Origin of the sequence: Streptomyces sp. NPDC059499 (genome assembly GCF_042749285.1) — a bacterium.
Classification (GTDB): Bacteria; Actinomycetota; Actinomycetes; order Streptomycetales; family Streptomycetaceae; genus Streptomyces.
Genome location: NZ_JBHYTT010000015.1, coordinates 170637 through 184940 on the forward strand (window position 1 = coordinate 170637; position 14304 = coordinate 184940).

At 69.1% G+C, this 14304-nt stretch carries 11 protein-coding genes, 3 tRNA genes and 1 pseudogene; 8 read left to right on the forward strand and 7 right to left on the reverse strand.

Translation table 11 applies throughout. The features are described 5' to 3' along the window. Positions 1 to 22: 22 nt before the first annotated feature. The 7 genes from ACFW9O_RS29055 to ACFW9O_RS29085 all read right to left on the reverse strand — a co-directional run bounded on the left by ACFW9O_RS29055 (position 23) and on the right by ACFW9O_RS29085 (position 3761). Positions 23 to 95: transfer RNA gene (locus tag ACFW9O_RS29055), tRNA-Glu, on the reverse strand. Between the two features lie 60 nt (positions 96 to 155). Then, positions 156 to 228 (reverse strand) — tRNA-Glu (locus ACFW9O_RS29060). A gap of 19 nt (positions 229 to 247) precedes the next feature. Then, positions 248 to 319, reverse strand: a tRNA-Gln gene (locus ACFW9O_RS29065). Positions 320 to 405: 86 nt separating this feature from the next. Further along, positions 406 to 1116, reverse strand: coding sequence for an HAD family hydrolase (locus tag ACFW9O_RS29070; protein ID WP_351172182.1), 711 nt, complete (start codon positions 1114 to 1116; stop codon positions 406 to 408). Positions 1117 to 1254: 138 nt separating this feature from the next. Then, positions 1255 to 2727 (reverse strand): glutamate--tRNA ligase, encoded by a 1473-nt coding sequence (gene gltX, locus ACFW9O_RS29075; protein ID WP_384613422.1) that lies wholly within the window; start codon positions 2725 to 2727, stop codon positions 1255 to 1257. Next, positions 2720 to 3496 carry a fumarylacetoacetate hydrolase family protein gene (locus ACFW9O_RS29080; RefSeq protein ID WP_351172188.1) on the reverse strand — a complete coding sequence of 259 codons (777 nt, stop codon included), beginning with the start codon at positions 3494 to 3496 and terminating at the stop codon, positions 2720 to 2722. Before ACFW9O_RS29080 ends, gltX begins: the two co-directional genes overlap by 8 nt. 82 nt (positions 3497 to 3578) lie before the next feature. Beyond that, the gene (locus ACFW9O_RS29085) at positions 3579 to 3761 is read right to left on the reverse strand and encodes a hypothetical protein (RefSeq protein WP_351172191.1); all 183 of its coding nucleotides are present in this window, start codon (positions 3759 to 3761) and stop codon (positions 3579 to 3581) included. A gap of 579 nt (positions 3762 to 4340) precedes the next feature. Here ACFW9O_RS29085 and ACFW9O_RS29090 point away from each other — a divergent pair. The 8 genes and pseudogenes from ACFW9O_RS29090 to ACFW9O_RS29125 form a co-directional block, all read left to right on the forward strand. Continuing rightward, positions 4341 to 7952, forward strand: a complete 3612-nt coding sequence (locus tag ACFW9O_RS29090) for a nitrate- and nitrite sensing domain-containing protein (RefSeq protein WP_384613424.1) — start codon at positions 4341 to 4343, stop codon at positions 7950 to 7952. 9 nt (positions 7953 to 7961) lie between these two features. Further along, a complete protein-coding gene (locus ACFW9O_RS29095) occupies positions 7962 to 8375 on the forward strand; it encodes a roadblock/LC7 domain-containing protein (RefSeq protein ID WP_168713747.1) in 414 nt (137 codons plus the stop codon). 134 nt (positions 8376 to 8509) lie between these two features. Continuing rightward, on the forward strand, positions 8510 to 8917 hold the full coding sequence (locus ACFW9O_RS29100; RefSeq protein WP_003966010.1) for a DUF742 domain-containing protein: 408 nt from the start codon (positions 8510 to 8512) through the stop codon (positions 8915 to 8917). After that, positions 8898 to 9479 (forward strand): ATP/GTP-binding protein, encoded by a 582-nt coding sequence (locus ACFW9O_RS29105; RefSeq protein ID WP_351172198.1) that lies wholly within the window; start codon positions 8898 to 8900, stop codon positions 9477 to 9479. Before ACFW9O_RS29100 ends, ACFW9O_RS29105 begins: the two co-directional genes overlap by 20 nt. 349 nt (positions 9480 to 9828) lie before the next feature. Next, positions 9829 to 13023 (forward strand): nitrate- and nitrite sensing domain-containing protein, encoded by a 3195-nt coding sequence (locus ACFW9O_RS29110; protein ID WP_384613425.1) that lies wholly within the window; start codon positions 9829 to 9831, stop codon positions 13021 to 13023. A gap of 10 nt (positions 13024 to 13033) precedes the next feature. Further along, the gene (locus ACFW9O_RS29115; protein ID WP_006127847.1) at positions 13034 to 13447 is read left to right on the forward strand and encodes a roadblock/LC7 domain-containing protein; all 414 of its coding nucleotides are present in this window, start codon (positions 13034 to 13036) and stop codon (positions 13445 to 13447) included. Positions 13448 to 13536: 89 nt separating this feature from the next. Further along, entirely contained in the window at positions 13537 to 14190 is a 654-nt protein-coding gene (locus ACFW9O_RS29120) for a DUF742 domain-containing protein (RefSeq protein WP_351172204.1), read from the forward strand. Further along, a pseudogene (locus tag ACFW9O_RS29125) lies at positions 14171 to 14304 on the forward strand (ATP/GTP-binding protein); the annotation flags it as partial. The gene ACFW9O_RS29120 and the pseudogene ACFW9O_RS29125, both read left to right, overlap by 20 nt.

Here is a 14304-nt window from a genome sequence, read left to right on the forward strand (position 1 = left end):
CCATAGCCCATGGTGTTGCAAGTACCCCCGACCGGATTCGAACCGGCGCTACTGCCGTGAGAGGGCAGCGTGCTAGGCCGCTACACAACGGGGGCCCTAGCGATCCTGCATCAAGAACGTGGGTGCGACCCAGATGTTCTCGCGGGAAGGATCTGTACCCCCGACCGGATTCGAACCGGCGCTACTGCCGTGAGAGGGCAGCGTGCTAGGCCGCTACACAACGGGGGCTTGTTACTTCGGTCTTGCGCTGGGCTACCAGGACTCGAACCTAGAATGACGGTACCAGAAACCGTAGTGTTGCCAATTACACCATAGCCCACTGAAACGCAACCCCTTGGGGGTTTCATTTCTGTCTGCGCTTCCCGGCCGGATCTTTCGGTCCGCTCGGGCGGCGCAGGAAGAACATTACCTGAAGGTGTCCGGCGCTCCAAAACGGGTATTGCCTGCCAGCAGACCGGGGAGCTCCTCCAGCCCGGTGATCCGGACGAGTTCCGGGCGCCCGCCGCGCCCTCGCCGGTCCAGCCACACCCCGGTGAGACCCGCGGCCACGGCTCCGGCGGCGTCGATGTCGGGCTCGTCGCCGACGTAGACCACCTCGTGCGGGTCGAGCTCCAGCGCCTCGCAGGCCGAGAGGAAGGCCCTGGCGTCCGGCTTGTAGACGCCGAGCTCCCTCGCGCACAGCAGGACCTCGAAGCGGTCACGCACCCCGAGGGCCCGCAGTTTGCGCTCCTGGTGCTCGACGGACGAGTTCGACAGGATCGCGTGCCGGTGTGTGACGGCCAGCGCGTCGAGCACCGGCACCGTGTCGGGGAAGAGTTCCCAGGAGCTTTCGTAGTGCCCGACGTACCGGGTGAACCACGCGTCGGCGTCCTCGTCGCTCAGCTCGGCGTCCAGGAACTCCCGGACCCGGTCCCGGCAGTGCGCGTACCAGTCGGACTCCCCGGCGGCCACCCGCGCCCAGTGGACGGAGGCGATGCGCATCCAGCGGTCGTGGTGGTCCTCGTCACTGTCGGCCAGTCCCTCCGCGCGCAGATGCCGCAGCAGACCGTTACGGTCCGAACCCGCGTAGTCGAAGATCGTGTCGTCCACGTCCCAGAGGACCGCGCGAATCGCCATGCCCACCAGCGTATGCGCCCGTGCGGCGCGCATGGTGGGCTTTTGCGGTCCCATGTCCGGACAGCTGCCGCACGGGGCGCCGTGAACGCCAAAGGCCGGGCTCCCGTGGGAACCCGGCCTCCGGACCGCGTACGACGGTTACGCGGCCAGCTTGGCCAGCGCGGCGTCGATGCGGGCGATCGTCTTCTCGCGGCCCAGGATCTCCAGGGACTCGAAGAGCGGCAGACCGACCGTGCGGCCGGTGACGGCGACACGGACCGGGGCCTGGGCCTTGCCGAGCTTCAGGCCGTGCTTCTCGCCGGCGGTGAGGACGGCCGTCTTGAGCGCCTCGGCGTTCCAGTCGGCGGCGGTCAGCTCGGCGCGGGCCGTGACGAGCAGGGCGTCGGAACCCTCCTTCATGGCCTTCGTCCAGGACGCCTCGTCATGGACGGGCTCGTCCAGGAAGAGGAAGTCGACGTTGGCCGTGATGTCCGAGAGGACCGTCACACGGGTCTGCGCGTGCGGGGCGATCTCGGCGAACTGCCCCGCGTCGAAGGCCTCGGGCGCCCAGGGGGCGAACGGGGCCTTCAGCCACGGGCCGCAGGCCTCGGTGAAGGCCTTCACGTCGAGCATCCGCAGGTGCTCGGCGTTGATGTGCTCGGCCTTCTTCAGGTCGAAGCGCGCCGGGTTGGCGTTGACGTCGGCGATGTCGAACGCGGCCACCAGCTCGTCACGGCCGAAGATGTCGCGGTCCTCGGCGATCGACCAGCCGAGCAGCGAGAGGTAGTTCAGCAGCCCCTCGGGCAGGAAGCCGCGCTCGCGGTAGAGGTTGAGCGAGGCCTGCGGGTCGCGCTTGGAGAGCTTCTTGTTGCCCTCTCCCATGACGTAGGGGAGGTGGCCGAAGGCGGGGGTGTCCTTGGCGATGCCCAGCTCGATGAGCGCCCTGTAGAGGGCGATCTGGCGCGGGGTGGAGGAGAGCAGGTCCTCACCGCGCAGGACGTGGGTGATCTCCATCAGCGCGTCGTCGACGGGGTTGACCAGCGTGTACAGGGGAGCGCCGTTGGCACGGACGATGCCGTAGTCGGGGACGTTCTCCGGCTGGACGGTGATGTCACCGCGGACGAGGTCGGTGAAGGTGATCGCCTCGTCGGGCATCCGGAAGCGGACGATGGAGGTCCGGCCCTCGGCCTCGTACGCCGCGGTCTGCTCGGCGGTCAGCGCGCGGCAGTGGCCGTCGTAACCCGACGGCTTGCCGGCGGCGCGGGCGGCGTCGCGGCGGGTGTCGAGCTCCTCGGTGGTGCAGTAGCAGTGGTACGCGTGACCGGCGGCGAGGAGCTTCTCGGCGACGTCCTTGTAGAGGTCCATGCGCTGCGACTGGCGGTACGGGGCGTGCGGGCCGCCGATCTCGGGGCCCTCGTCCCAGTCCATGCCGAGCCAGCGCATCGAGTCGAGCAGCTGCTCGTAGGACTCCTCGGAGTCGCGGGCCGCGTCGGTGTCCTCGATACGGAAGACCAGGGTGCCCTGGTGGTGCCGGGCGAAGGCCCAGTTGAAGAGGGCCGTCCGGACCAGGCCCACATGGGGGTTACCGGTCGGGGAGGGACAGAAACGTACGCGGACGGGTGCGTTAACCACGCTTGATCACCTTGTTGGTGAGAGTGCCGATGCCTTCGATGGTGACGGCGACTTCGTCGCCGACGTGCAGGGGTCCGACCCCTGCGGGGGTTCCGGTGAGGATCACGTCGCCCGGGAGCAGCGTCATGGCTTCCGTGATGTGGACGATCAGGTCCTCGATCGAGCGGATCATGTCGCTCGTGCGGCCCAGCTGGCGCTGCTCGCCGTTGACCGTCGCCTGGACGGTCAGGTCGCGGGGGTCGAGGTCGGTCTCCACCCAGGGGCCCAGCGGGCAGGACGTGTCGAAGCCCTTGGCCCGGCCCCACTGCTTCTCGCGCTTCTGGGCGTCACGGGCCGTGACGTCGTTGGCGCAGGTGTAGCCGAAGATGACGTCCTTGACACGCTCACGCGGAACTTCGCGGCACATCCGGCCGATGACCACGGCCAGCTCGGCCTCGTGGTGCAGTTCGTCGGAGAAGGAGGGGTACTCGATGGCGTCACCGGAGCCGATCACCGAGGTGGTGGGCTTGAAGAAGACGACGGGGACATCCGGGACCTCGTTGCCGAGCTCGGCGGCGTGTTCCGCGTAGTTGCGGCCGATGGCCACGACCTTGTTGGGGAGCACGGGGGGCAGCAGCCGGACCTTGCTCAGCGGAACCTTGGTCCCGGAGAGCTCGAAGTCGGTGTACGGGATGCCCCTGATGATGTCGAGGACGAGGCTGTCGGGGCTGTCGCCCTCGACCGCGCCGAAGGCGACATTGCCGTCGATGGAGAACCTGGCGATGCGCACGGGATGCTGTCGCCCCTCACTTGCTGGCTGGCTGAAGACTGACGCTCCAGGCTAGCGCGGTGAGAGGGGACAGCCGCGCGCATCAGCCGGCGGCCGTGGCGGGTGCTTCCATGAGGATGGTGCGGCGGGGGTTGGCCGTCTGGGTGGGCAGGTCGACGGCGTGCTCCGGCTGCTCCGGCGTGTGCAGCGCCACGGCGTCCTCGAGGTGCGCCAGCGTGGTGCGCCGGGGGTTGGCAATGTTGCGGAACAGCATCGTCGTCTTCATCTGCCGTGTGGACCCTTGTCGCTGGGGCGCCGCCCGGAGGGGCGCCGGTTGTCGGATTCGCTATCCCTGTAAAGCGTCAGGCTAAACATCCGATTCCCTGTGGGTGCGGGGAAGAGACGTCGATCATCATGTGAGTTTGCTCACGAAGTTGCCGACAATTTACCCATTGCGGACAGCCGACCACGGGAAGCAAAGCGGGCATTACGGCACTGAATCTGCCATTCCGCTCCCGATCATGTCGACTGGGACACCACCGACCCCCGGGGGGTGCACCCCCAATCATCCGATTTGCCCCTGAACACTCTCCACGGTTTGTTACCCAGCGGTCACAGGGTGTCACGCAGGTCACAGCCCGGTACGTGGGCCTTGTTGGAGATCCTCCACTGTGCTGGAATTCCACGCACCGCCGCGGGTTTCAGGCCCGGCGCGCAGGGGCGCAACGCAGCGCCGAGTGGCGGCGGGAGGGGGAAGTACGCCGGTCACTCACGACCACCATGGGGCGCGTCCAGCGCCCCACGACGCCGACACCGTCCCGCCCGAACACGTGGTGGGACGCCTGGTCCAGAGGTTGCGACGCTAGTGCAGGGACGTTTCAAGAGGGATGGCAGCGCTCCGGCGGAACAGGAGCCGCGCGGCGGGACCGACCGCGGTTCCTCGCCCCAGCACGCCCAGAACCCCGGGCCGGCCGTAGCCGGCGGCAGTGGTGACCGCGCGCAGCGCTCGGATACGACGAGCAGCAGCGGCGCGGATCCGGCCACGCCTCTCCAACCCGCTGGGCCGATCGGCACCGGCTCACGCATAGCCCTGCGCAACTGGCGCATCAGCACCCGTCTGGTCTCGCTCCTCGCCCTTCCCGTGGTCGCCGCGACCACGCTGGGCGGACTGCGGATCAACGAGTCCATGAACGACATGGAACAGCTGGAGCACATGCAGCTGCTGACCCAGATGACCAAGCAGGCGACCGCGCTCGCCAAGGCGCTCCAGAACGAGCGCGACGCGTCCGCCGGACCCCTGGCGAACGGCGCGAAGCCCACAGACTTCAACATCACCACGCCTCGGAAGCGGACCGACCGGGCCAAGGACGCGTTCTTCGACGCAACCGACGACATCGGCGACACGCAGAGCGACGAGGCGTTGGAGGGCATCCGCTCCAGCGTCAACCAGATCGCCACCCAGCTCGGCGAGCTCAGCAGCATCCGTAAGGACGCGTACGCCAAGGGCACCCCGAGCCTCAGCACGGTCGACCAGTACAGCCAGCTGATCACCGCGCTGCTGGGTCTCTCGCAGGACATGGCGCAGGCGACCAACAGCCCCGACATGATCAAGCGGACCCGTGCCCTGGCGGCCTTCTCCTCCGCCAAGGAGTACGCCTCCGTCCAGCGCGCGATCATCGCCGCGGCACTGCCGGGCGGCGACAGCACCGTCACGCACCTCAACGACAACGACAAGATTTTCGGCCGCAACGCCAACCGCAAAGAGACGCTGGCCCTCCAGACGTTCGACACGACCTACACGGCCACCGGCAGCGACGCCGCCGAGCTGACGGACTCGCTCAAGAACGGCAACCCCGAGATCGCCGCCGCGGACATGTACGCGAAGCAGGTCCTCGACAGCCCGCTCGGGCTGGAGGGCCGCAAGTCCCGCACGTACATGGACTGGTTCGACCAGAGCTCCAACAAGATCTCTGCCATGAACACCATCGAGGAGACCCTCCTCGGTGAGATGGAGGGCAAGGCCCGCGAGCTGCGCGAGGCCTCCCAGCGCGACGCCATCCTCAACGGTGCGGTCATCCTCCTCGTCCTCGGTGTCTCCCTGGTCGGCGCCTTCGTCGTGGCGCGGTCCATGATCCGCTCGCTGCGGCGGCTGCAGGACACCGCGACCCGGGTCGCCCAGGACCGGCTGCCCGAGCTCGTCAAGCAGCTCTCCGAGACCGACCCGCAGGACGTCGACACCTCGGTCGAGTCGGTCGGTGTGCACTCCCGGGACGAGATCGGCAAGGTGGCCGCGGCCTTCGACGACGTGCACCGCGAGGCGGTCCGACTGGCCGCCGAGCAGGCGCTGCTGCGAGGCAACGTCAACGCGATGTTCACCAACCTCTCGCGCCGAAGCCAGGGCCTCATCCAGCGTCAGCTCTCGCTCATCTCCGAACTGGAGTCGCGCGAGGCCGACCCGGACCAGCTGTCCTCCCTCTTCAAGCTCGACCACCTCGCGACCCGTATGCGCCGTAACGGCGAAAACCTGCTCGTCCTCGCGGGCGAGGAGCCGGGCCGCCGCTGGACCCGTCCGGTGCCGCTGGTCGACGTGCTCCGCGCCGCCGCGTCCGAGGTGGAGCAGTACGAGCGCATCGAACTGGCCGCGGTGCCCGCCACCGAAGTGGCCGGCCGCGTCGTCAACGACCTCGTGCACCTCCTCGCCGAGCTGCTGGAGAACGCGACGTCGTTCTCCTCGCCGCAGACGAAGGTCCGGGTCACCGGTCACGCGCTGCCCGACGGGCGTGTGCTCGTCGAGATCCACGACACGGGTATCGGCCTCTCCCCCGAGGACCTCGCGGCGATCAACGAGCGGCTCGCATCGCCGCCCACCGTGGACGTCTCGGTGTCCCGCCGCATGGGTCTGTTCGTGGTCGGCCGGCTGTCCCTGCGTCACGGCATCCGTATCCAGCTGCGTCCCTCCGACTCCGGCGGTACGACCGCGCTGGTCATGCTGCCCATGGAGGTCGCGCACGGCGGCAAGCAGCCGCCGTCCAAGCAGGGTCAGGCCCCGCAGGGCGGTTCTCCCGGTGGCCTCCTGGCCGGCGGCTCCGGTGCGGGCGCGGGTCAGCGTCCCGGACTCGCGGGTTCCCCGTCCACTCCTCCCGGCAAGGGCCTGGGTTCCGGTCCGCAGCGCGGACAGGTCGGCACGGGCTCCGGCCCGCGGGCCGCGCTGCCCGCGCGTGACGGCGGCCCGCAGGGCCCCGGCCGTCCGAACCAGGCCCAGGGCGGCGGCGCCTTCGGCGGCGGCGCAAGGACGGGCGCGCGCGGTCAGCAGGAGGCTCCCGGCCGTACGGACTCGGGCCAGCCCAACCTGTTCGGTCACACGGGTCCGGCCCAGCCCGGTCCGCAGGGCCGCCAGAGCGGTCCGCCCGCCCGGCAGACCCCGCAGCCGCAGCAGGCACGCAACGAGCAGGCCGGCTTCCAGCAGCCCGGCGGCCCCGGCCGTCAGCTGCCGCCGTCCGGCGGTCCCCGGGCCGAGCTGCCCGGTGGCAACCCGCAGCCGCAGCATCCGCAGAGCGCGAGCTGGGGCACCGAGGAGCAGGGTGCTCCCCGGCGTACTTCGCCGGACACGCCGCGCGGTCACGAGGAGCCGGACTCCGGCCGGTTCGCCCGCCCGGGCAGCTCCGCTCCCCAGCAGCCGTTCAACGCGCCGAACCAGCGTCCGCCGATGAACGACCGCCAAGGCCCCGGTGCCACGGCCGAGTTCGCCCGCCCGGACTTCTCGGCGCCGCAGGCGCCGGACCCGGCGAGCACCGCGCAGTTCGCCCGTCCCGACTTCAACGCCCCGGTGCCGCAGGACCAGGGCTACGGCGCCCAGGCCCCGCAGCACCAGCAGATGCCCGCACCGCGCCGGCAGGACAACGCCGACTTCGGTGCACCGCGTCCGCCGGTCCAGCCCGCGGGTGGGCCGCCTCGCCGTCCGGCGCTGCCGCAGCAGCCCGAGGCGCTGCCGCCCGCCGGTCCGGGTGACGGGCGTACGCCGCTGTACGACACGCTGGAGACGAACTGGTTCCACGGCCCGGGGCAGGGCGGCGCTCAGCCGCCCGCAGCCGAGCCGCAGGCACCGTCGGCTCCGGAGCCCGTCGGCACCCCGGCTCCGCCCATGCCCCGGCGTGGTGCGGCCGATGCCGGCGTCACCAGTTCCTGGCGCGCCTCGCCCAACGACGAGCTCGTGCGTCAGGCGGAGCGTGTCAAGAAGCCCGCCGCGGGCGGGATCACCACCTCCGGGCTGCCGCGCCGGGTTCCGCGTGCCAATTTGGTACCGGGCACCGCTCAGCAGCAGAATCATCAGTCCGGACCTCAGGTTTCGCGTGCGCCGGATGACGTACGCGGCCGTCTGACCAATCTCCGCCGGGGCATCCAGCAGGGACGACAGGCCAACAACGGCCCGTCTACCGGCAGTTTCCAACTCGGCCCCACTCACCAGCAGGAGCGTTAGTTGAGCCCCATGAGTCAGGCCGCGCAGAATCTGAACTGGCTGATCACCAACTTTGTGGACAACACCCCTGGGGTGTCCCACACGGTGGTGGTCTCCGCGGATGGCCTGCTGCTGGCAATGTCCGAAGGTTTCCCGCGCGACCGCGCCGATCAGCTGGCGGCAGTGGCCTCCGGTCTGACGTCGCTGACCGCGGGTGCCTCCCGGATCTTCGAAGGCGGCGCCGTGAGCCAGACCGTTGTGGAGATGGAGCGAGGGTTCCTCTTCCTCATGTCCGTCTCGGACGGTTCGTCTCTGGCCGTTCTCGCCCACCCGGACGCCGACATCGGCCTGGTCGGGTACGAGATGGCACTCCTCGTCGACCGCGCGGGGTCGGTACTCACCCCTGACCTCCGCGCCGAACTACAAGGCAGTCTGCTCCACTAGGCGGCCATGCGGCAGACCCCTGACACGATCCCCCCAGGTACTACTCGAAACCCTCACCCGTCCGGCCGTCAAAGACCCCCCACCGGCCCTTCCCGACGGCAAGGCGACACCCTGCTGTCACGCCCGGAGGATTCATGACCCCGCCACCCGCCTCACCTGATCCGTACGGCGCACTGCACCACGCGTCGTACGACGGTGAAGGCGACCAGCCGCTGGTCCGTCCGTACGCAATGACCGGCGGCCGGACCCGGCCGCGCTACCAGCTCGCGATAGAGGCGCTGGTCAGCACAACAGCAGACCCCGCTCACCTCGGGACTCTGCTCCCCGAGCACCAGCGGATCTGCCACCTCTGCCGTGAGGTCAAGTCGGTGGCCGAGGTTTCGGCCCTGCTGTCCATGCCGCTGGGTGTGGCCAGGATCCTGGTGGCGGACCTGGCGGAAGCCGGCATGGTGGCAATCCACCAGCCGGGCAATGGAGAGGCCGGCGGCGCGCCGGATGTGACACTGCTCGAAAGGGTGCTCAGTGGACTTCGCAAGCTCTAGCGGCGGGACGACCCGCGCAACCACCTCGGCGAAAATCGTGGTGGCAGGGGGCTTCGGCGTGGGTAAGACCACGTTTGTCGGTGCCGTTTCGGAGATCAACCCGCTGCGCACCGAAGCCGTGATGACGTCCGCCTCCGCGGGCATCGACGACCTGACCCACACCGGAGACAAGACCACCACCACGGTGGCCATGGACTTCGGCCGCATCACCCTGGACCAGGACCTGATCCTGTACCTGTTCGGCACCCCCGGACAGGACCGCTTCTGGTTCATGTGGGACGACCTGGTCCGCGGCGCCATCGGCGCCGTCGTCCTCGTCGACACCCGCCGACTCGCCGACTGCTTCCCCGCAGTCGACTACTTCGAGAACAGCGGCCTCCCCTTCGTCATCGCCCTCAACGGCTTCGACGGACACCAGCCCTACACCCCCGAGGAGGTGCGCGAGGCCCTGCAGATCGGGCCCGACGCACCGATCATCACGACGGACGCCCGTCACCGTGCAGATGCGAAGAGCGGTCTGATCACGCTGGTGGAGCACGCGTTGATGGCACGGCTCAAGTAGCGCGAAGTCGGTATTGATCTACGGAAGTTGCTGTAGTCGAGCGGGGGCGGCCTGTGTCCTTTGACACGATCCGCCCCCGTGTTCATAACATTTCGACAGAGAATTGCACCGGCATCGATACCCGACGCATCCGAGCAGTACCACTGTGCTCACATGAGCCCCGCCTTTTGACGGGGCTCGTTCTTTATGCCCGTTTTATCTGACGCCTGCAGCACTCGGAATCAGGCATTCCGACTGTTTGGAACGCGGCCGCTCCGCGTGCTGCAATGCGTCGAACTACCGAGTAATACGGCCCTGAACGAATAATCCGGCACAACGTAGGTGCCGACGCCGAGAGGTTGTTGGTCGAGTGAGGCGAAGCAACGAGGGCTCCGCGGCGCAGCCGGAGCGGGGCAATTTCACCCCGCCGCCGCGCGCTGCGGTGTCGCCTGCGGAGATATCCGAGGCGGAACCGGCAGGTGGCAGCACCAGTCGGCTGTCGCCGCGCAACTGGCGGGTGCCCACCCGGCTGAACGCGATTCTCCTGATCCCCGCACTGGTCGGCCTGGTCATGGGCGGCTTCCAGGTGAAGGGGTCCGTCGACAGGTGGAACGAGGCCCAGGACGCCGAGAAGACGGCGCAGGTCGTCCGCGCAGCCGCGGAGTACGGTCAGGCGCTGCTCAACGAGCGTGACCTCACCGCCCAGCCGTTGCTGTCCAACGAGCGCACGGCCCCCGAGGTCGAGGACGCCCGCGCCATCACGGACGAAGCGGCCACGAAGTTCGACGCCGCCGTGCAGGGCATGCCGGACAAGGAGGGGCTGGACCGCCGCCTCAAGCTGTTCAAGGTGGAGGAGCCGCTCCTCCCCGAGCTGCGCAAGGCCGCCTACGCCGAGGCGATGGACCCGGTGAAGACCGAAGAGGGCTACACCAAGGTCCAGCACTCGCTGATGGAGTTCTCCAACGAGCTCGGCCTGGGCAGCAGCAACATCACCACCTACGGCCGGACCGTGTACGCGATCGAGCTGGCCAAGGCCGCCGAGTCGCTTCAGCGCTCCATCGGTATGCACCTGCTGGTTCGCCCCAGCCAGAAGGACGCCACCTTCGACGCCCAGGTCAAGGCGTTCGGCTCGTACAACTACCTGGAGCAGATCGCCCTCGGCGAGTTCGTCTCCGGTGGTACCGAGGCCGACGTGGCGCGGCTCAAGGAAGTCATGGCCGGCAAGGCCGCCGAGGGCGCCAAGCAGCTCAAGGCCGCCAAGGAGCAGGCCGCGGCCACCGGTCAGCCCTTCGTTGCGCCGCCGAGCGTCGACGGTTCGGTCTTCGACGGCATGGCCCAGCAGATCGGCCAGGGCCAGCGCCCCGAGGACCTCCGGAAGAAGGGGATCACCCCCGAGACCTGGATGGCCGCCGCCACCGCCAAGTTCGACGGCTACACCACCGTCGAGGACGAGCTCGTCGACAAGGCGGTCACCGAGGCCGCGGACATCTCGTCCAGCGCCCGGAACGACGCCATCGTCAACGCCGCGATCGTGATCATCTCGCTGCTGGCCGCCTTCATCATCGCGGGCCTCATGGCCCGCCAGATGAGCCGTGCGATGCGCCAGCTGCGTACCGCCGCGTTCGGCATCGCCGAGCAGCGCCTGCCGATGCTCGTCGACCAGCTGTCGCGGACCGAGCCCGGCCGGGTGGACACCCGGGTGCAGCCGATCCCGATCAACACCCAGGACGAGATCGGTGAGGTCGCCCGAGCCTTCGACCAGGTGCACCGCGAGGCGGTCCGGCTCGCAGCCGAGCAGGCCATGCTGCGGGGCAACGTCAACGCGATCTTCACGAACCTGTCGCGCCGCAACCAGTCGCTCATCGAGGGCCAGCTGACCCTCATCACCGACCTGGAGAACAACGAGGCCGACCCGGACCAGCTGGAGAGCCTCTTCAAGCTGGACCACCTGGCGACCCGTATGCGCCGCAACGGCGAGAACCTCCTCGTTCTCGCCGGCGAGGAGCCCGGCCGCCGCTGGAACCAGCCGGTTCCGCTGGTCGACGTCCTGCGGGCCGCCTCCTCCGAGGTGGAGTCCTACGAGCGCATCGAGCTCACCGGTGTTCCGGAGAGCGAGATCCACGGCCAGGCCGTGACCGACCTCGTGCACCTGCTGGCCGAGCTGCTGGAGAACGCCACCACGTTCTCCTCGCCGCAGACCAAGGTGCGCGTCACCGCGACCCGGCTGCCCGACGGCCGTGTCATGGTCGAGATCCACGACAAGGGAATCGGCCTCACCGCCGAGGACTTCGCCGACATCAACCACAAGCTGGCCAACCCGCCGACCGTGGACGCCGCGGTGTCCCAGCGCATGGGTCTGTTCGTGGTCGGCCGACTGGCCGACCGGCACGGCGTCCGCGTCCAGCTCCGCCCCTCGGGCGAGCAGGCGGGCACCACGTCGCTGGTCATGCTTCCGGACGCGATCACCCATGGTGGCGGTGGCGAGTCGGCGCCGCAGGGCGACTTCACCGTCTCCTCCATCATTCCCGAGCAGCAGCAGCCCCAGCCGTTCGAGCTGCCCGCGCACCACGCTCCGATGCGTACGGCGGCGGAGCTCGGCTTCGACGACTCGCGCTACGAGACCCCGGCGGCGGACTCCCCGCAGCTGGACCCGGTCGGCCGCTCGCTGATGCGTGAGGAGCGCCGGGCCGCGCTGGAGGCGCAGACCGGACCCGAGCATTCGATGTTCCAGGACAACAGCGCGGGACAGCAGGGCTACGCCCAGGAGCAGTACGGCCAGGAGCAGTACGCGCCCGAGCAGTACGCCCCGGAACAGCAGGGCTACGCTCAGCCCGGGTACGAAGGCGGCTACGAGCAGTACGGCGCCGAGGGCGGCTACCAGCAGCCCCAGCAGGGCTATGCGGAAGCTTCGTACGCCGCGCCCGCGCCCCAGCAGGAGCAGTACGCCGACCAGTTCGCCCCTCAGTCCGACCAGCCCCAGCAGGGTGATTGGGCGGATCAGGGCGGATACCAGGGCGGGTACGAGCCGCTCGCCCAGCCCGAAGCGGAATCTCTTCCGAGCGCCCCCGCCGAGCCGCAGGAGCGCGTAGGCTTCGACCGTCCGGGGCCCACCCCGAACAACGGTCACGACCTGACTACCGCGGGTCTCCCGCGCCGGGGTGCGGGCCAGCAGCACTGGCAGCCCACCGGCCGTGGAAACGATCAGCCTGCGGCGGCGGAACAGCAGCAGCGTCCGCCGAAGCAGGAGAAGCCCCAACCGCCGCAGCCGGCACCGGCGAGCGGGAAGGGCCCCGACGACTGGCGCTCGGCCAACGACGAGCGCTGGGAGCGGGCCGAGAAGCTCAAGGATCCGAAGGCGGGCGGCATCACCCCGTCCGGGCTCCCCCGGCGCGTGCCCAAGGCCAATCTGGTCGAGGGAACGGCCGAACAGACCCAGCAGGGCGGCCCACAGGTCTCCCGCGCCCCCGAGGACATACGTGGCAGGCTGAGCAATCTGCGACGTGGTGTTCAGCGGGGACGTACCGCGGGGCCGGACACAAGTAACACCTACAACCAGGAGCGTTAGTGTGAGCCCGATGAGCCAGGCGGCGCAGAATCTGAACTGGTTGATCACCAACTTCGTGGACAACACCCCTGGGGTGTCGCACACGGTGGTGGTCTCCGCCGACGGACTCCTGCTGGCGATGTCCGAAGGTTTCCCGCGCGACCGCGCCGATCAGCTGGCGGCAGTCGCCTCCGGTCTGACGTCGCTGACCGCGGGTGCCTCCCGGATCTTCGAGGGCGGCGCCGTCAATCAGACCGTTGTGGAGATGGAGCGGGGATTCCTCTTCATCATGTCCATCTCTGACGGATCTTCACTCGCCGTCCTCGCCCACCCGGACGCCGATATCGGCCTGGTTGGGTACGAAATGGCACTTCTTGTAGACCGTGCAGGAAGTGTTCTCACCCCGGATCTTCGCGCCGAGCTCCAGGGAAGTCTTCTTAACTGACAAACAGACAGTGCGTTTCTCGTCACCGCGCCATAAGGTGCGGTGGCGCGGCACCACTGGGATGGCGACCGGCAGTCGGAGGAGGAAACGTGGCAGCACCCACAGGCGGACACCCGTACGAGGGTGGTCGGCGGGTTCCGGGTGAGCAGGGTGACAACCGCTTCAACCACCCCTCCACGCCCGGCAGACAGGGTTCGCAAGAGCCTTACCAGCCTTACCAGCCCTACCAGCAGCCCCAGCAGTCGCCGCAGGGCGCGCAGGGGGGCGGCTGGCCGCAGCAACAGCCCCAGCAACCGGGATCCGGGTGGCCGCAGCAGCAGCCGCCGCAGCGCTACGACGCACCGCCGTCGCGCATCCAGCCGGTCCAGCGGCAGGCGCCCGAGCCTTCGAAGCCCGCGGCGCACAACCCGCTGGTCCGGCCGTACGCCATGACCGGTGGCCGGACCCGGCCGCGGTACCAGCTCGCCATCGAGGCACTGGTCAGCACCACGGCCGATCCGTCGAGGCTCCAAGGGCAGCTGCCCGAGCACCAGCGGATCTGCCGGCTCTGCATCGAGATCAAGTCGGTCGCCGAGGTTTCGGCCCTTCTCTCGATCCCCCTCGGCGTTGCCCGGATCCTCGTCGCCGACCTGGCCGAGGCCGGACTCGTCGCTATCCATCAGCCCGGCGGCGACGAGGCCGCCGGCGGCCAACCAGCCGTGACACTGCTCGAAAGGGTGCTCAGTGGACTTCGCAAGCTCTAGCGGCGGAGCAGCCCGCTCCACCACCTCGGCGAAAATCGTGGTGGCAGGGGGCTTCGGCGTGGGTAAGACCACGTTTGTCGGTGCCGTTTCGGAGATCAACCCGCTGCGCACCGA